Source organism: Hydrogenophaga sp. (assembly GCF_011772445.1).
GTDB lineage: Bacteria > Pseudomonadota > Gammaproteobacteria > Burkholderiales > Burkholderiaceae_C > Hydrogenophaga.
Window position 1 is genome coordinate 1 of record NZ_WVZN01000027.1, and the last position, 15,264, is coordinate 15,264.

Here is a 15,264-nt window from a genome sequence, read left to right on the forward strand (position 1 = left end):
CTCTGTATGCCGCTTTGTGTTCGGCATGGGGTGAACTGTAAAGATTGCGGCCAGGGGAATAAATAACCGCCGCAGCAATGGAAAGTTGCCGATCGGGAAACAATCCGGGTCCGCTAAGCTGCGCCGCATGCGCCGCGACCCCGATGCCCTGTTCAAGACCGTGCTCCAGGTGGTCGCCATCCTGGGCCTCATGGGGCTGATGGCCATGGTCTTCCACAAGGCCTTCGCCGACGTTTCCGTGCTGTGGCAGCAGCATTCCGGCGCGGCCTTCTGGTCCGAGCTGGCCCGCTACGTCTTCAAGAACCTCGCCGGCTAAGGGCGCGCCGGGCCTGGGCTGAGCGCGGCGTCAGTCCGCTGCGATGTCCCGCAGCCGGGGCAGCAACTGCGTCTGCCCGCGTGGCGTGAGCGCGAGCGCGCGTCCGTCGCCCCGGCGCAGCCAGTCCTGCTCGATGAAGTGCCCCAGCACCTGCTCGGCCAGTTCGCCTGCCAGGTGGTCCACGCCCTCGGACCAGTCGTGGCAGGCATAGGCGTAGCGGCGCCGGCGGCCCGAGGGGGCAGGCGCCGTGAAACCGAATGCCCGCAACGCGCCGTGCCCGGCGGGCGTGAGCGCCAGACCCTCGGGCACGGCGTCGAAGGCGCCCTGGCGCACCAGGCCCGAGAACAGCGCCACGCCCAGTTCGCCCGCCAGGTGCCGGTAGCAGCAGCGAGCGAACTTCAAGCGCGCGCGCGCCGGGTGCCGCCAGGCGGGGCTGGTGGCGTCGCGCTCCGACACGGTGGCCAGCGATTCCAGCAGGCGCCCCACCGACTCGTCAGCCAGCGCGTAGTAGCGGTGCCGACCGCGCGGCTCCACGCGGATCAGCCGGCCGTCGAGCAGCTTGCCCAGGTGCCCGCTCGCGGTGGCGGCCGACACGTCCGCGACGGCCGCCAGGTCGGAGGCGCTGGCCTTGCGCCCGCCCAGCAGGTGAAGGAGCATGCGCGAGCGCGACGGGTCGGCCAGCAGACTGGCCACGGCGGCGACGGTGGGTTCGAACGGGGCGTGCATGGGACGTCCATCATGGCACCGCGTGCCGCTCCCGCGCGAAGGTGCCCGGCACGCTGGCCAGCCAGGTGCGCTCCTCGCGCAGGATGAAGCGCTGCGTGCGCGCGCGCTCGAAGTTGGCGCGACCGGCCTCGTCGGCGCGCAGGCGGGCGCGGTAGCGTTCGTAGGCGGCAAGGTCGTCGAAGCCGATCAGGCCCCAGGCGATGTCGTTGGTGCCCTCGCTCGGCACGAAGTAGCCGATGAGGTGGCCCCCGCAGCGCGGAATGATCTCGCCCCAGTGGGCCGCGTACTCGGCGAAGGCGGGGATCTGGAAGGGGTCGAGCTGGTAGCGGATGAAGCAGACGGTGTTCACGGGTTCTCCTGTGTTGACAGGGCCACTGTGGCGCCGATCGGGTGCTCGATGCTTCGGTGTGCGTCGAAACGTTCAGTGCCGCTGGCCGCGCAGCAGCCAGCGCCCGGCCAAGGCCAGCAGCGCGTGGCCCGTGAGCCCGATCAGGCTCAGCAGCACCAGGCAGGCGAAGAGTTCGCTGGCGCGGTAGGCGCGCGAGGCGATCAGGATGGCCAGGCCCAGGCCGTCCTGCGAGGCCAGCATCTCGCCGAGGGTGCTCACGATGAGCGCCACGGTGAGCGACAGCCGCAGGCCGGCCAGGATGTCCGGCACCGCGTTTGGTAGGCCCATCTTCCACAGGAAGGCCGCGCGCGACAGGCGCAGGCAGCGCGCCACGTCGAGGAGGCGCGGCTCGACGGCAGCAACGCCGTGCACCGTGGCCAGCAGCGTGGGCCAGAGCGAGCCGAAGGCGACGACGGACAGCACCATGGCCGGCGACAGGCCGTAGAGGGCGATGGCCAGCGGCATGACGGCCGACGCCGGCAGCGGGCGCAGAAACTCCAGCGTGGGTTGCACCCAGGGGCGCAGCGTGGCCGAGCTGGCGATGGTGGCCCCCAGCGTGATGCCCGCCACGGCGGCCAGCAACCAGCCCTGCAGCATGCGCCCGATGGTGGCCAGGCTGGCCTGCAGCAGCTCGCCGCGCAGTCCCTCGGCCAGGCTGGCCGCCGTGGCTGGTGGCGTGGGCAGAAAGGCGGGGCTGAACCACCCCGTGAGGCTGGCGGCCCACCACAGCGCGATGAGCGCGACGAGCAGGGCCAGGGAGGCCGGCCAGGCGCTCTTCACGCGACGACTCCCATGCGCCGGTCGATCGCGCGCTGCAGGCGCAGCATGGTGGCGTTGAGCAACACACCGATCACGCCGATCCAGGCCAGCCAGCCGATCATCATGGCCGGCGCCAGGCTTTGCTGCGCCAGCAGCATGGCGTGGCCCATGCCGTGCGGGTTGCCAGCGAGTTCGACCGTGACGGCGATCACCAGCGCGAACCCCATGCCCAGGCGCAGGGCCGTGAACACGCGCGGCGCGATGGCGGGCAGCACGATCTTTCGGATGCGCTGCGCCGTGGACAGCCCCAGCAGCCGGCCGAGTTCGAGCAGTTGGGGGTCCACCCGCCGCACGGCCGCCTGGATCAGCAGCAGCTGGGGCCAGAAGGTGCCGACGGCCACCAGGCTGGATTCCAGGCCGGTACCGAAGCCGAACAGCAGCATGGCCAGCGGCAACAGCGCCACGGACGGCAGCGGCCGCAGCAGCTCGATGCTGAGGAACGTGGCGCGCGAGGCGCGCGCCGACAGACCGAGCGACAGGCCGGCCAGCGTGCCCAGCCCCGCGCCGAGCGACAGGCCCAGCGCGGCGGCGCCCAGGGTGAAGCCGGTGGCGGGCCAGAGCGAGCCGTCCAGCGCCGCCTGCGCCAGCGCGCTCAGCGCGGCGCTGGGTGGCGCCAGCACCTCGCTGCCCAGCGCCTGCGCGCGCCGGGCGGCGGCTTCGAACAGGCCCAGCAGCAGCAAGGGAAAGGCCGTGGCGCGCAGCGTGCGCCACAGCCGCCCCCGGGAACCGCCCGCTTCAGGCATGGCCTCGCTCGATGTGGTCGAACAGCTCGCGGCGCAGCCGCAGGAAGGTCGGGTCCTCGCGGGTGGCCAACTGGTGGCGGGGCCGATCGATCGGCACTTCGATGGCGTGCGCCAGGCTGGGGCGGTCCGGGCCGGGGTGGGTCCGCATCGCGATCACCCGGTCGCCGAGGTAGATCGCTTCCTCCAGGTCGTGCGTCACGAACAGGACGGTGAGGCCTTGCTCGCGCGCCAGGCGGGCCAGTTCGTCCTGCAGGCCCTGCCGCGTGATCGCGTCCAGGGCGCCGAAGGGCTCGTCCATCAGCATGAGCGTGGGCCGCTGCGCCAGGCAGCGCGCGATCTGCGCGCGCTGCTGCATGCCGCCCGACAACTGCGCTGGGAAGTGCTGGCCATGCGCCTGCAGGCCCACCTTGCGCAACGCGTCGGCGATGCGGCCGGGCCACTCGCCACGCGGCGTACCGGCGGCTTCCAGCGCCAGCGCCACGTTGCCGTCGACGGTGCGCCACGGCAGCAGCGCGCGGCCGTAGTCCTGGAACACCATCGCCGTTTCGCGGGAGGGCTCGGTGATCAGGCGGCCGTTGCGGTGCACCTCGCCTTCGTCGGGGCGCAGCAGCCCGGCGGCCGCGCGCAGCAGCGTGGTCTTGCCGCAGCCGCTGGGGCCGACGATGCAGACGAACTCGCCGCGCGCGACGTCCAGTCGGGCGAGCGAGACGACATCCTTGCCGCCGAGGCGGATCGCCACGCGGTCGAACCGGAGAAAGGCCTGGGTCGGTGGACCCGCGACGGGGCCGTGGGCGCTCACCGGACGATGAGGCGGTCGAGGTCGGGCACAGCATTCAGCATCTTCTGCTCCCGCATCATGTCGACCCAATAGGCCAACTGTTCCTTGTCGATGCTCGCATTCGGCCGAACGATGGGGATGTTGTTCAGCACCTCCAGGGGCAGTTTGAGGTACTGCGCCAGAGCCGCGCGAACACGGGCGTCGTTCTGTGGCTGCCGAACGAAGCGGACGCCCTCTTGCACCGCTTCGCGAAAGGCGCGCACCGCCTCGGGGTTCTGTCGCACCCAGTCGCGGTGCGCGGCGTGCAGAACGGTGGGCCGGTTGTCGGGCAGGAAGGTGAGGTAGTAGGACACGACCTGGCCGATGTTGGCGTTGATGATGCGGGCCATCATGGGCTCGCCGGTCAGCACCGCGTCGATGGAGCCGCCGCGCAGCAGATCGGCGTGCAAGGGGAAGGCCGCCTCGACGAACCGGACCTGCCGGTGGTCCACGCCCTGCTGCTTGAGCCAGGCCCGGAACGTGATGTGCAGGAAGGCGTCCAGACCCGGCACGCCGATCTTCTTGCCCACACAGTCCGCGGCCGTGCGTATGCCCGAGCCGGCGCCGGCCACCAGCCCGGCGTGGGTGATCTCCTTGGCGGTGACGGCGCCGCCCGAGACCACCACCAGGTCCAGGCCGCCGTTCACGGCCTGCAGGAAGACCGAGGCGGTGGGCCCGCCGATGTGCAGTGAACCCGATTGCAGTGCGGCCGGAATCGTGGGGTTCAGGGGAATCAGCCGCAGCTCGACCTCGAGCTTGCGCTTTCGAAAGAAGCCCTCGCTGGCGGCGACAAAGACCGAGGCGAAGTCGGTGACGCCGGTGTAGCCGAAGACGATGGGGGCGGCCGACAGGGCGGCGCGCGGCAGGCCCACGCAGGCCGCTGCGGCACCAGCACCATGAAGCACTGTGCGTCGTGAGAGGGGCATGGTCGAAGGCTCCTGAGGGGTCCGACAACGGTCACGCCGGCCACGGCGCTTGTCGGAAGATGCGCCGCAAGGCGTGGCATTCTGATCCTTTTCGCCGACAAGCGGTTGTCGATTTCCCGTCCCCTGGGCCGTCGAGTCAGTAGCTGGGCGAGCCAAGCCGGCGACCGCACTGTCCTCCGCCCGGGAGGGCGGTGTGATCTCAAGAATTCATCACGTCTTCACTGAAAGGAGTCATCCATGCCCACCGGAACCGTCCGCCTTCACCGTGTCCTCAAGGCCCCGCCGCAGCGCGTCTTCCGCGCCTTCACCGAGCCCGCCGCCATGTGCCGCTGGCTGCCGCCCTACGGCTTCACGGCCGAAGTGCAGCAGATGGAGGCGCGCCTGGGCGGCAAGCACCGCATGTCTTTCACCAACTTCGGCACCGGCCAGTCGCACGGCTTCGGCGGCGAGTACCTGGAGTTCGTGCCCGGTGAGCGCCTGCGCTACACCGACACCTTCGATGACCCGAACCTGCCCGGCACCATCACCGTCACGGTCACGTTCAAGGCAGCGCTCTGCGGCACCGAACTGAACGTCGTCCAGGAGGGCCTGCCCGAGGCGATCCCCACCGAGATGTGCTACCTGGGCTGGCAGGAATCGCTCGAGCAGTTGGCCAAGCTGGTCGAGCCCGAGATCCCCAGCGAGTGAGGCCCGGGCGCGGGCGGCGGTTCACAGGAACATGCCGCCCGACACCTCGATGCGCTGCGCGTTGATCCAGCGGTTCTGCGGCAGCAGCAGCGTGGAGATGGCATCGCCGATGTCGTCGGGCTGGCCCACGCGGCCCAGCGCCGTCTGCGCGGCAATGAAGTCGTTCACGGCCTGGTTGTCGCGCACCGTGCCGCCGCCGAAGTCGGTCTCGATCGCGCCCGGCGCCACCACGTTCACCGCGATGCCGCGCGGCCCCAGTTCCTTGGCCAGGTAGCGCGTCAGCACCTCGACGCCGCCCTTCATGGCCGCGTAGGCCGCGTAGCCCGGCAGCGCGAAGCGCGCCAGCCCGGTGGAGATGTTCACGATGCGCCCGCCATCGGCGATCAGCGGCAGCAGCGTCTGCGTGAGGAAGAACGTGCCCTTGAGGTGGACGTTCATCAGCTCGTCGAACTGCGCCTCGGTGGTCTCGGCGAAGGGCACGTGGACACCGATGCCGGCGTTGTTCACCAGGTAATCGAAACGCTCGCGCTGCCACGTGGCGCGCAGGTGTTCCTGCACGGCCTGCGCGAAGGCGGGGAAGGTGCGGCTGTCGCCCACGTCCAGCGGCAAGGCCACGGCGCGCGCGCCCAGGCGATGGACCTCCGCCACCACCGCTTGCGCTTCGTCCGCGCGGCTGCGGTAGGTGAGGAGCACGTCCACGCCGCGCGCGGCGAGCTTGAGGGCGGTGTTGCGGCCCAGGCCGCGGCTGGCGCCCGTGACCAGGGCAATGGGGTTCGTGTTCATGGAGGTTCCTGAGCAGAAGTGGAGGGTGAAGGCAGCCTATTGATCGACAATCAGCAGATAAATCACCAGAATCCAGTCAATCTGTTCGTCATTTCCGAACAAAGGAAACCCCCAATGAACACCCTGGACGCCATGCACGTCTTCGCCCGCGTGGCCGAGCTGGGCAGCTTCACGCAGGCGGCCAACAGCCTGGGCCTGCCCAAGGCCAGCGTGTCGGGCGCCGTGCAGCAACTGGAGGCCATGGTGGGCACGCGGCTGCTGCAACGCACCACTCGCCGCGTGAGCGTCACGCAGGACGGCCAGGTCTTCCACGAGCGCTGCCGCGACCTGCTGGACGACGTGGAGGACCTGCGCACCCTGTTCCAGCCCGAGGGCGCCGTGCTCAGGGGACGGCTGCGAGTGGACATGCCGATCGGCGTGGCGCGCCACCTGGTGCTGCCGCGCCTGCCGGACTTCCTGGCCGCGCACCCGCAACTCGACCTCGAGCTGAGCAGCACCGACCGCCGCGTCGACCTGGTGCGCGAGGGCTTCGACTGCGTGCTGCGCATCGGACCGCTGGGCGATTCCAGCCTGGTGGCGCGGCCCATCGGCGGCTGCGAACTCGTGAACGTCGCCAGCCCCGCCTACGTGCGCGCCCACGGCAAGCCCACGCGGCTGGAGCAGCTCGCCGGGCACCGGCTGGTGCACTACGTCACCACGCTGGGCGCGCGCTCGCCGGGTTTCGAATACGTCGACGATGCCGGCCACACGCAGTTCCTGCCCATGGCCGGCGCGCTCACCGTGGACAACTCCGAGGCCTACATGGGCGCCTGTCTCGCGGGCTTGGGCATCGTTCAGGTGCCGCGCTGGGGTGTGGCCGAGCGGCTGCGCGCGGGCGAGCTGGTGGAACTGCTGCCGCGCCACAAGGCCGCGCCCATGCCGGTGAACCTGCTGTACGCGCACCGGCGCCACCTGCCGCGGCGCGCGCAGGTGTTCATGCAATGGCTGGCCGAGGTGGTGCGGCCGATGACGGTGCCGCTGGCGCGCGGGCGCTGAGGGCGTCAGCCCTGGGGGAACAGCAGCGAGCGGTGCGTGGCCGCGCCCGCCATGGCGCCGTCGCCCACCGCCAGGGCTACATTGCCGGCCGCGCGCGCCAGGTCGCCGCAGGCGAACACGCCGGGCACGGTGGTGGCCTTCATGGCGTCGGTGCGCACGAACTCGCCCATGGGGCTTTGTTCCATCGCGCAGCCCAGTTGCGCGGCGATCGGCGTGGCCGGACGCGTCCAGCTCATCGTGAACAGGCCGTCCATGGGCAGGCGGCGGCCGTCGTCCAGCTCCACCGTGGCGTGCTCCACGAGGCGGCGCACGGGCGTGCGCTCGATGGCCACGCCTCGTGCGTTCAGTTCGCGCCCTTGCTCCTCGCTGGGCGTGAAGGCCTCGTCCAGGAACAGCGTCACCTGGCCCCAGTCGGGCAGCATCAGGGCGTGGTGCATGGCGAGCTCGCTGCGCGCGAGCACGCCGATGCGTCCCTGCTGCAGCTCGTAGCCGTGGCAGTAGGGGCAGTGGAAGACGGCGCGGCCCCAGCGCTCGGCCAGGCCGTCGATCGGCGGCAGCTGGTCCTCCACACCGGTGGCCAGCACCAGGCGCGCCGCGCTCAGTGTGTCGCCGCTGCTGGTGCGCAGCTCGAAACCCTTGCCGGTGCGCGCCGCGTTCGTCACGCTGGCGTCGACCCAGCGCACCGTGGGGTAGGCGCGCAACTGCGCCTGCGCCTCGGCGGCGATGTCCTGCGGCGGGCGGCCGTCCTGCCCCAGGAAGCCATGCGAATGCGCCGCGAAGCGGTTGCGGCGCTGGCCGGCGTCGATGACCAGCAGGCGGCGGCGCGCGCGCGCCAGTTGCAGCCCGGCGGACACGCCGGCGTAGCTGCCGCCCACGATGGCGGCGTCGAAGGCTTCAGTGTTCATGGAAGTGCTCCCGGTGGGGGTGGGCGCGAAAGCGCCGGTCGAAGTCGGCCGCGAGGTCGGCCAGGGTGATAGCCGCGAGGCGCTGGTCGATCAGCGCGCGCGCGGCGGCGAGGGTGTCGTCCAGCGCGGCGTTCACCGCCTGCTCCACCAGGCAGGCCGGGTTCTCGCTGCGGTGGCCCATGGCGAACACCGTGGGCGCGCCCACGGCCTCGTACACATCGCGCAGCGTCACGCGGCGCAGGTCGACGGCGATGGCCCAGCCGCCACCGTGGCCCTTGCCGGCCACGACGAAGCCCGCGTCGCGCAGGCCCGCGAGCGTCTTGCGCACCACCACGGGGTTGGTGCCGAGCATGCGCGCCAGTTCATCGGAGGTCATGGGGCGTCCGCTGTGCGCCATGTGCAGCAGCACGTGCAGGACAGAGGAGAGCTTGCTGTCTTTCATGTAACTTTGAAGAGTACATGAAATGCGAAACCCCGCTCCAGGCGGGGTTTTCGGGGAGGGCGTGGCGACTCAGTCGCCGCGCGGTTCTATGCAGGCCTCGAACAGCCGCAGCGCCGCTTCCAGCGCGTCGTACCCGCCCGCCACCTGGGCGAAGGGCGCCAGGCGCTCGTTGAAGTCGGCCTGCATGCGCGCCATCACCCTGTCCACGATGGCCTTGCCGCGCGGCGTGAGCCGCACCAGGTAGCCGCGCCGGTCACGCGGGTCGGGCAGGCGCTCCGCCAGGTCCTGCTTGGCGAGCTGGTCGATGCGGTAGGTGGCGGTGCCCGAGGTCACGCTGTGCATCTTCAGGATGTCGGTGGGCCGCATGGCGCACGGGTCGCCCAGGCGGCGCAGGGCCATCAGCAGCAGGAAGTCGGTGTGCTTCACGCCCTCGGCTTCGCTGTGCGCCATGGTCAGTTCGTCCAGCAGCATGCCGATGCGCCGGATGCGGATGCCCATCAGCACGCCCTCGGAACCCTCGTCGCCCAGCTCGCGGCGCCACTGGCCGACCAGCACATCCGCATTGCCCCACACCGTATTGAGGTCCGGCGCTTCCTGCGGCACGGGCAGGGCGTCGGCGTACTTGTCCAGCAGCATTTGCGCGGGGGCGTCGGCGCGCGCGCGAATGGTCTTTGCGCGGGTTCGGGTTTTGGGCGGGTTCTTGCTCATCGTCGGACAAGGGCTCTGGTGCTTTGAGGCTCGAGTATCGGGGTTTTCACTTATCTTGATTTTCAAGATACTTAATATTATTCCAATCCAGAAAGCGACCCCTCCCACCGACACGCACAGGACCACCCCATGAGCAAGACCATTCCCATCGTCGACGCGGCCCAGCACGCCGGCAGCGCCTACCACCACGTGCCCGGCCACCCCGACCCGCAGCTCAGCGCTGTGGCGAAGGGCACGCCCACCGGCGAGTACCTGCGCCGCTACTGGCAGCCCGTGGCGCTGTCGGCCGACGTGACCGATCGCCCGCAGATGGTGCGCATCCTGGGCGAGGACCTGGTGCTGTTCCGCGACAAGGCCGGCCGCGCCGGCCTGCTGTACCCGCGCTGCATGCACCGCGGCACCTCGCTCTACTACGGCCACGTGGAAGAGGCGGGCATCCGCTGCTGTTACCACGGCTGGCTGTTCGCGGTGGACGGCACCTGCCTGAACCAGCCCTGCGAGCCCGAGGGCGGCCTGCGCCGCGAGGCCGCGCGCCAGCCCTGGTACCCGGTGGAAGAGCGCTACGGCCTGGTGTTCGCCTACATGGGCCCGCCCGAGAAGAAGCCCGTGCTGCCGCGCTACGACATCCTCGAAGACCTGGAAGAGGGGGAGTTCATCGAGGTCCAGGGCGGTGGCTTCGCCGGCTACGCCGACCATGTGCAAGACCCGAACGTGCCTTACCACTGGCTGCAGAACTGGGAAAACATCATGGACCCGTACCACGTGTACATCCTGCATTCCACGTTCAGCGGCATCCAGTTCGCCGAGAACTTCAAGATCCTGCCGCGCGTGGACTTCGAGGCCGTGGACGGCGGCGTGATCTACCACGCCTGGCGCGATCTGGAGGACGGCAGGAAGCTCGAGCGCATCAACTCCGCGCTGTTCCCCAACATCTCGGCCATTCCCATGATCGACCTCTCGCCCGGCCAGGGCCGCTGGATCGGCTGGCACGTGGCGGTGGACGACCAGCACTTCCGCGGCTTCTTCGCCGCGCGCACCAAGACGCCGGGCAACTTCGCGCCCTTCAAGATGCACAACGGCAAATCCTGGACGGAGCTCAGCGAGCAGGAGAAGCAGGACTTCCCCGGCGACTTCGAGGCCCAGTACGGCCAGGGGCGCGTCACGCTGCATGGCGAGGAGCACCTGGCCACCAGCGACCGCGGCATCGCGCTGCTGCGCCGCCAGATGAAGCAGCAGATCGCCATCGTTCAACAGGGGGGAGATCCCGCGGGCGTGCACTTCAACGAGGCCGACGCCCTGGTCCGCATCCGCTCGGGCAACTTCTATTCGACCTCGGACACGACCGAAACCGCCACGGCCTGATCGGCACCGACCGGCCGTTCCCACCCCACGACAAGGAGACATCCCCATGAAACGCCTCATCCTCGCGGGCGTGCTCGCGCTCGCCTGCGGCGCGTCCGCGCTGGCCCAGACCGTCAAGGTCGGCATCATTGCGCCGCTGTCCGGCCCGTTCTCGTCGAACGGCAAGATGTGGGAGGCCACCGTCAAGGCCTACCAGAAGATCCACGGGACCAAGGTGGGTGACGCCACCGTCGAGGTGGTGTGGAAGGACCTGGCGGACATCAACCCCGCCCAGGCCCGCGCGCTCGCGCAGGAACTGATCGTGAAGGAGAAGGTGCAGTACCTCGGCGGCCTGTACTTCACGCCCGACGCGCTCGCGGTCGGCGCCATCGCGCAGGAAGCCAAGGTGCCCACGGTGATCTTCAACGCGGCCACCTCGTCCATCCTCGACAAATCCGACCACCTGCTGCGCACCTCGTACACGCTGCCGCAGGTCTCGGTGCCGGCGGCGCGCTACGCGCTGGAGCAGAAGCTGCGCACGGTTGTCACGCTGGTGAGCGACTACGGGCCGGGCCTGGACTCCGAGAACGCCTTCGTGAAGACCTTCACCGCTGGCGGTGGCCAGGTGCTGGAGCAGATCCGCGCACCGCTCAAGACCTCCGACTTCGGCCCCTTCATGCAGAAGATCAAGACCATCAAGCCCGACGCGGTCTTCGTCTTCGGCCCCGGCGGACCGCCCACCTATGCCATCATCAAGGCCTATTCGGAGGCCGGCCTCAAGCAGGCGGGCGTGCGCTTCATCGGCACCGGCGAGACGAGCGAGCTCGACCTGCCCGCCATCGGCGACGCCGCGCTGGGCCTGGAGACCGCGCTGCACTACTCGCCGGCGCACGAGTCGGCCATGAACCAGGCCTTCCTCAAGACGGCGGCCGAGCTCTCGCCGCAGGTGGTGCTCAACGCCGTGTCGGTGGGTGCCTACGACGGCATGGCGGTCATCTACCGCATGGTCGAGGCCACCAAGGGCCAGCGGGACCCGGCCAAGGCGCTCGCGGCGGCCAAGGGCTGGCAGTGGGAAAGCCCGCGCGGCCCGGTGAAGATCGACGCGCAATCGCGCGAGCTGGTGCAGAACGTCTACGTGCGCGTGGTCGACAAGGACGCCTCGGGCCGCCTGCGCAACCGCGAGATCAAGACCTACGAGATGCAGCCCGACCACGGCCGTTCGGCCGCGCTTCAGGCCAAGTGAGCGCGCGAGCACGGAGACCCCGATGTCCCTCGAACTCGCCGGGAGCATCCTGATGGACGGGGTGGCCTACGCCATGGTCCTGTTCATGATCACGATCGGCCTCTCGATGACCATGGGCCTGATGCGCGTGGTCAACCTCGCGCACGGCGCCTTCGCCATGGCCGGCGGCTTCCTGGCCGCCGCGCTGCCGGGCGCGCTCGGCCTGCCGGTGTGGCTGGGCATGGTCCTGGCCATCGCCCTGGTGGCGCTCGCGGCACTGCCCATCGAGCGCTGGCTGCTGCGCCGCTTCTACCGCCGCAGCGAACTCGACCAGATGCTGGTGACCATCGGCATCATGTTCATCTGCATGGCGCTGGCCAACATCGTGTTCGGCTCCTCCATCAAGAGCGTCGCGCTGCCCGAGGCCCTGCAAGGCTCCATCGACATCGGCTACCGGCTGGTGCAGAAGCACCGCCTGTTCGTGATGCTGCTGGGCATGGCGGTGCTGGTGCTGCTGTGGTTCGCGGTGGAGCGCTCGGACTTCGGCATCCGTGTGCGCGCGGCGGTGGACAACGCGCCCACCGCGCAGGCCGTGGGCATCGACACCGCGCGCCTCTACGCCGTCGCCTTCGCGGCCGGCGCGGCGCTCGCCGCGCTCGGCGGCATCGTCGGCGCCGAGCTGCTGCCCATGGAAGCCTCCTACGCGGGCAAGTACCTGGTGACCTTCCTGGCGGTGGTGGCCGTGGGCGGGCAGGGCACGCTGGCGGGCTCCTTCGTCGCGGCCCTGCTGCTGGGCGGCGTGGAGACCACCATGAAGTACCTGGTGCCCCAGCTCTCGTCCGTGGCCTTCTTCCTCACCATGTTCCTCGTGCTCCTGCTGCGACCGCAGGGCCTGTTCGGACGCCGCGCATGAACACACTCGCTTCTTCCCTCGCGCCCGCCGCGCCGGCCGCGCGCCGCTGGCGCGTGCCGCTGCTGCCCGAGGCTTTCATCGGCCTCGTCGCTCTGGGCGCCTACTGGCTCTTCACCGACGACGTGGGCCTGCTCACCAACATGGTGATCATGTCGATGCTGGCGCTCTCGCTCAACCTGGTGCTCGGCCAGGCCGGCATCGCGTCCATGGGTCAGGCCGCGCTGTACGGCGCGGGTGCCTACGCGGCGGGCCTGCTCGCGCTGCACGTCTCGCCGTCGCCCTTGCTGGGACTGGGCAGCGGGGTGCTGGCCGGTGCGCTGGTGGCCGGGCTCAGCGGCGCGGTGCTGTTGCGCGCGCACGGCCTCACGCTGGTGATGCTCACCATCGCCACCGCGCAACTGCTGCTCGAACTCGTCAACTGGCGGCGTGACCTCACCGGTGGCGACGACGGCCTCTCGGGCTTTTCCATCGACCCGCTGTTCGGTGTGTTCGAGTTCGATTTCATGGGTCACACCGGCTTCTTCTACGCGCTGGCGGTGCTGCTGCTGGTGCACGCGGCCTTGCGAGCCCTGGTGGACTCACCCTTCGGCCTCACCACGCGCGCCGTGCGGCTGGACGCCGGCCGAGTCGAGTCGCTGGGCGGGCGCGTGTACGCGCAACGGCTCACGGTGTACGTGGTGGGTGGCGCGGTGGCTGGCGCGGCGGGTGCGCTCTCGGCACAGACCACCAAGGTCGCGAGCCTGAGCACGCTGGACTTCCACCTGTCAGCCGCCGTGCTGATCATGGTGGTGCTGGGCGGCACGCGCCGCCTGACCGGGGCCTTGCTGGGCACGGTGGCCTACATGCTGATCCACCACATCGCCTCGGGCCTGAACCCGCACCACTGGCTGCTGGTCATCGGCGTGCTGCTGGTGGGCGTGATGCTGGTGCTGCCGGGTGGTTTGCTCGATGCCTGGGAACGGCTGGTGGCGCTGGCGCGCCGCGACAAGGAGGCCCGCCATGGCAATCACTGAGGCGACATCCCATCGGCTGGAGGCCACGGGCCTGTGCAAGGCCTTTGGTGGCCTGCAGGTCACGCGCGACGTGTCGCTCGCGCTGCCGGCGGGCGCGCGCACCGCCCTCATCGGCCCCAACGGCGCGGGCAAGACCACGCTGGTGAACCTGCTCGGTGGCGTGCTGCGCGCATCGGCCGGCAACGTGCGCCTGGACGGCGAGGACGTGAGCGCGTGGAACCCTGCGCAGCGCGCGCGCTCGGGCATCGTGCGCACCTTCCAGATCAACCGCGTGTTCAAGGAACTCAGCGTGCACGACAACGTGCGCTGCGCGGTGCTGCACCGCCACGGCCTGGCGCGGCGCGTGTGGTTGTCGCGCGCCCAGCGCGCGCAGGTGGACGCCGAGGTCGACGAGGCCCTGGGCAGCCTGCGCATCCAGGGCCAGGCGCGGCGCATCACCGGGCAGATGGCCCTGGGCGAGCAGCGCCTGGTGGAGATCGCGCTGGCCCTGGCCATGAAACCGCGCGTTCTCTTGCTCGACGAGCCCGCCGCCGGCGTGCCCGAGAGCGAGAGCGGGCGCATCCTCGAAGCGGTGGAGCGCCTGCCCGGCGACCTGGCGGTGCTGCTGATCGAGCACGACATGGACCTGGTGTTCCGCTTCGCGCGCGACATCGTGGTGCTGGTGCAGGGCGCCGTGTTCGCGCGCGGCACGCCGGCCGAGATCGCGGTCAACGAGGCCGTGCGCGAGATCTACTTTGGAAGGAGCGGCCATGCAGCCGGCCACTGAACTGCGCTTCGAGCGGGTGAGCGCGGGCTACGCCGGCGCGCGCGTGCTGCACGGCGTCGACTTCACCCTGCGCCAGGGCCGCAAGCTGGGCCTCATCGGCCGCAACGGCGCGGGCAAGACCACCACCCTGGCCAGCGCCGTGGGCCACGCGCAACTGCAGGGCGGGCGTGTGCTGCTGGACGGGCGCGATGCCAGCGCCTGGCCCACGCACGTGCGCGCCCGCGCCGGCCTGGGTTACGTGCCGCAGGGGCGCGAGATCTTTCCCTCGCTCAGCGTGGAGGAGAACCTCATCGCCGCGTTGCAGGGCCACCCGCGCGGTCCGGCGCTGGACAGGGTCTACGGTCTGTTCCCGCGCCTGCGCGAGCGCCGCCGCAACGGCGGCACGCAGCTCTCGGGCGGCGAGCAGCAGATGCTCTCGGTGGCGCGCGCGCTCATGGCCGGGCCCAGCCTGCTGCTGCTCGATGAGCCGCTGGAGGGCCTGGCGCCCAAGGTGCGCGACGAGCTGATGGATGCGATCTCGGCGCTGGTGGCGAGCACCGGCGTGGGCTGCCTGCTGGTGGAGCAGCACGTGGACGTGGTGCTGGATTTCGCCGACGAGGTGATCGTGCTCGAGCGCGGTGTGCCGGTCTTCCACGGGCCCGTCGAGGAACTGCGCCGCGATGGTGCCATCCTGGACCGCGCGATCGGGCTGGAGAAGGTGTGAGCGCCACCGCG

The 15,264-nt window shown here is 70.4% G+C and carries 19 protein-coding genes; 9 read left to right on the forward strand and 10 right to left on the reverse strand.

Annotation, left to right across the window (positions count from 1 at the left end; all coding sequences use genetic code 11):
• The first annotated feature begins 127 nt into the window (after nt 1–127).
• A complete protein-coding gene (locus GTO19_RS12645; protein WP_291021248.1) occupies nt 128–316 on the forward strand; it encodes a hypothetical protein in 189 nt (62 codons plus the stop codon).
• Nucleotides 317–346: 30 nt separating this feature from the next.
• Here GTO19_RS12645 and GTO19_RS12650 read toward each other — a convergent pair whose 3' ends face one another.
• The 6 genes from GTO19_RS12650 to GTO19_RS12675 all read right to left on the reverse strand — a co-directional run bounded on the left by GTO19_RS12650 (nt 347) and on the right by GTO19_RS12675 (nt 4,735).
• Nucleotides 347–1,042 carry a helix-turn-helix transcriptional regulator gene (locus GTO19_RS12650; RefSeq protein WP_291021249.1) on the reverse strand — a complete coding sequence of 232 codons (696 nt, stop codon included), beginning with the start codon at nt 1,040–1,042 and terminating at the stop codon, nt 347–349.
• A 10-nt stretch (nt 1,043–1,052) separates the two neighbouring features.
• Entirely contained in the window at nt 1,053–1,391 is a 339-nt protein-coding gene (locus tag GTO19_RS12655) for an NIPSNAP family protein (RefSeq protein ID WP_291021250.1), read from the reverse strand.
• Between the two features lie 72 nt (nt 1,392–1,463).
• Complete coding sequence (locus GTO19_RS12660) at nt 1,464–2,210, reverse strand: ABC transporter permease (protein ID WP_291021251.1); 747 nt, start codon at nt 2,208–2,210, stop codon at nt 1,464–1,466.
• Nucleotides 2,207–2,992: an ABC transporter permease gene (locus GTO19_RS12665; protein WP_291021252.1), complete on the reverse strand. Its 786-nt coding sequence runs from the start codon at nt 2,990–2,992 to the stop codon at nt 2,207–2,209. Before GTO19_RS12665 ends, GTO19_RS12660 begins: the two co-directional genes overlap by 4 nt.
• Entirely contained in the window at nt 2,985–3,791 is an 807-nt protein-coding gene (locus tag GTO19_RS12670) for an ABC transporter ATP-binding protein (protein ID WP_291021253.1), read from the reverse strand. Before GTO19_RS12670 ends, GTO19_RS12665 begins: the two co-directional genes overlap by 8 nt.
• Nucleotides 3,788–4,735, reverse strand: coding sequence for an ABC transporter substrate-binding protein (locus GTO19_RS12675; RefSeq protein ID WP_291021254.1), 948 nt, complete (start codon nt 4,733–4,735; stop codon nt 3,788–3,790). Before GTO19_RS12675 ends, GTO19_RS12670 begins: the two co-directional genes overlap by 4 nt.
• Before the next feature lie 237 nt (nt 4,736–4,972).
• On the opposite strand from GTO19_RS12675, the gene GTO19_RS12680 reads away from it, so the two are divergent.
• Nucleotides 4,973–5,422, forward strand: a complete 450-nt coding sequence (locus GTO19_RS12680; RefSeq protein WP_291021255.1) for an SRPBCC family protein — start codon at nt 4,973–4,975, stop codon at nt 5,420–5,422.
• Between the two features lie 21 nt (nt 5,423–5,443).
• On the opposite strand, the gene GTO19_RS12685 is transcribed toward GTO19_RS12680, so the two are convergent.
• Nucleotides 5,444–6,205, reverse strand: a complete 762-nt coding sequence (locus GTO19_RS12685; protein ID WP_291021256.1) for an SDR family oxidoreductase — start codon at nt 6,203–6,205, stop codon at nt 5,444–5,446.
• 114 nt (nt 6,206–6,319) lie between these two features.
• Between GTO19_RS12685 and GTO19_RS12690 the strand changes: the two genes are divergently transcribed.
• Nucleotides 6,320–7,240, forward strand: coding sequence for a LysR family transcriptional regulator (locus GTO19_RS12690; protein WP_291021257.1), 921 nt, complete (start codon nt 6,320–6,322; stop codon nt 7,238–7,240).
• 5 nt (nt 7,241–7,245) lie between these two features.
• Here the strand turns inward: GTO19_RS12690 and GTO19_RS12695 are convergent, their stop codons facing one another.
• The 3 genes from GTO19_RS12695 to GTO19_RS12705 form a co-directional block, all read right to left on the reverse strand.
• Nucleotides 7,246–8,145 carry an NAD(P)/FAD-dependent oxidoreductase gene (locus GTO19_RS12695; protein WP_291021258.1) on the reverse strand — a complete coding sequence of 300 codons (900 nt, stop codon included), beginning with the start codon at nt 8,143–8,145 and terminating at the stop codon, nt 7,246–7,248.
• Nucleotides 8,135–8,587 carry an Rrf2 family transcriptional regulator gene (locus tag GTO19_RS12700; protein WP_291021259.1) on the reverse strand — a complete coding sequence of 151 codons (453 nt, stop codon included), beginning with the start codon at nt 8,585–8,587 and terminating at the stop codon, nt 8,135–8,137. Before GTO19_RS12700 ends, GTO19_RS12695 begins: the two co-directional genes overlap by 11 nt.
• 69 nt (nt 8,588–8,656) lie before the next feature.
• On the reverse strand, nt 8,657–9,295 hold the full coding sequence (locus GTO19_RS12705; RefSeq protein WP_291021260.1) for a MarR family transcriptional regulator: 639 nt from the start codon (nt 9,293–9,295) through the stop codon (nt 8,657–8,659).
• Nucleotides 9,296–9,424: 129 nt separating this feature from the next.
• Here GTO19_RS12705 and GTO19_RS12710 point away from each other — a divergent pair, with 129 nt between their 5' ends.
• Genes GTO19_RS12710 through GTO19_RS12735 form a run of 6 tightly spaced genes read left to right on the forward strand, consistent with a single transcriptional unit; the run spans nt 9,425 to nt 15,253 of the window.
• Nucleotides 9,425–10,657 carry a Rieske 2Fe-2S domain-containing protein gene (locus GTO19_RS12710; RefSeq protein ID WP_291021261.1) on the forward strand — a complete coding sequence of 411 codons (1,233 nt, stop codon included), beginning with the start codon at nt 9,425–9,427 and terminating at the stop codon, nt 10,655–10,657.
• 46 nt (nt 10,658–10,703) lie between these two features.
• Nucleotides 10,704–11,879: an ABC transporter substrate-binding protein gene (locus tag GTO19_RS12715; protein WP_291021262.1), complete on the forward strand. Its 1,176-nt coding sequence runs from the start codon at nt 10,704–10,706 to the stop codon at nt 11,877–11,879.
• Between the two features lie 22 nt (nt 11,880–11,901).
• Nucleotides 11,902–12,771 carry a branched-chain amino acid ABC transporter permease gene (locus GTO19_RS12720; RefSeq protein ID WP_291021263.1) on the forward strand — a complete coding sequence of 290 codons (870 nt, stop codon included), beginning with the start codon at nt 11,902–11,904 and terminating at the stop codon, nt 12,769–12,771.
• Nucleotides 12,768–13,784 carry a branched-chain amino acid ABC transporter permease gene (locus GTO19_RS12725; RefSeq protein WP_291021264.1) on the forward strand — a complete coding sequence of 339 codons (1,017 nt, stop codon included), beginning with the start codon at nt 12,768–12,770 and terminating at the stop codon, nt 13,782–13,784. The genes GTO19_RS12720 and GTO19_RS12725 overlap by 4 nt, the downstream gene beginning before the upstream one ends.
• On the forward strand, nt 13,771–14,550 hold the full coding sequence (locus tag GTO19_RS12730) for an ABC transporter ATP-binding protein (RefSeq protein WP_291021265.1): 780 nt from the start codon (nt 13,771–13,773) through the stop codon (nt 14,548–14,550). Before GTO19_RS12725 ends, GTO19_RS12730 begins: the two co-directional genes overlap by 14 nt.
• Nucleotides 14,534–15,253: an ABC transporter ATP-binding protein gene (locus GTO19_RS12735; protein WP_291021266.1), complete on the forward strand. Its 720-nt coding sequence runs from the start codon at nt 14,534–14,536 to the stop codon at nt 15,251–15,253. Before GTO19_RS12730 ends, GTO19_RS12735 begins: the two co-directional genes overlap by 17 nt.
• Nucleotides 15,254–15,264: the final 11 nt, after the last annotated feature.

Coding starts and splice junctions, on each gene's coding strand:
- GTO19_RS12645 (WP_291021248.1), top strand. CDS start 128: ATGCGCCGCGACCCCGATGCCCTGTTCAAGACCGTGCTCCAGGTGGTC.
- GTO19_RS12650 (WP_291021249.1), bottom strand. CDS start 1,042: ATGCACGCCCCGTTCGAACCCACCGTCGCCGCCGTGGCCAGTCTGCTG.
- GTO19_RS12665 (WP_291021252.1), bottom strand. CDS start 2,992: ATGCCTGAAGCGGGCGGTTCCCGGGGGCGGCTGTGGCGCACGCTGCGC.
- GTO19_RS12675 (WP_291021254.1), bottom strand. CDS start 4,735: ATGCCCCTCTCACGACGCACAGTGCTTCATGGTGCTGGTGCCGCAGCG.
- GTO19_RS12680 (WP_291021255.1), top strand. CDS start 4,973: ATGCCCACCGGAACCGTCCGCCTTCACCGTGTCCTCAAGGCCCCGCCG.
- GTO19_RS12685 (WP_291021256.1), bottom strand. CDS start 6,205: ATGAACACGAACCCCATTGCCCTGGTCACGGGCGCCAGCCGCGGCCTG.
- GTO19_RS12690 (WP_291021257.1), top strand. CDS start 6,320: ATGAACACCCTGGACGCCATGCACGTCTTCGCCCGCGTGGCCGAGCTG.
- GTO19_RS12695 (WP_291021258.1), bottom strand. CDS start 8,145: ATGAACACTGAAGCCTTCGACGCCGCCATCGTGGGCGGCAGCTACGCC.
- GTO19_RS12700 (WP_291021259.1), bottom strand. CDS start 8,587: ATGAAAGACAGCAAGCTCTCCTCTGTCCTGCACGTGCTGCTGCACATG.
- GTO19_RS12705 (WP_291021260.1), bottom strand. CDS start 9,295: ATGAGCAAGAACCCGCCCAAAACCCGAACCCGCGCAAAGACCATTCGC.
- GTO19_RS12710 (WP_291021261.1), top strand. CDS start 9,425: ATGAGCAAGACCATTCCCATCGTCGACGCGGCCCAGCACGCCGGCAGC.
- GTO19_RS12715 (WP_291021262.1), top strand. CDS start 10,704: ATGAAACGCCTCATCCTCGCGGGCGTGCTCGCGCTCGCCTGCGGCGCG.
- GTO19_RS12720 (WP_291021263.1), top strand. CDS start 11,902: ATGTCCCTCGAACTCGCCGGGAGCATCCTGATGGACGGGGTGGCCTAC.
- GTO19_RS12725 (WP_291021264.1), top strand. CDS start 12,768: ATGAACACACTCGCTTCTTCCCTCGCGCCCGCCGCGCCGGCCGCGCGC.
- GTO19_RS12730 (WP_291021265.1), top strand. CDS start 13,771: ATGGCAATCACTGAGGCGACATCCCATCGGCTGGAGGCCACGGGCCTG.
- GTO19_RS12735 (WP_291021266.1), top strand. CDS start 14,534: ATGCAGCCGGCCACTGAACTGCGCTTCGAGCGGGTGAGCGCGGGCTAC.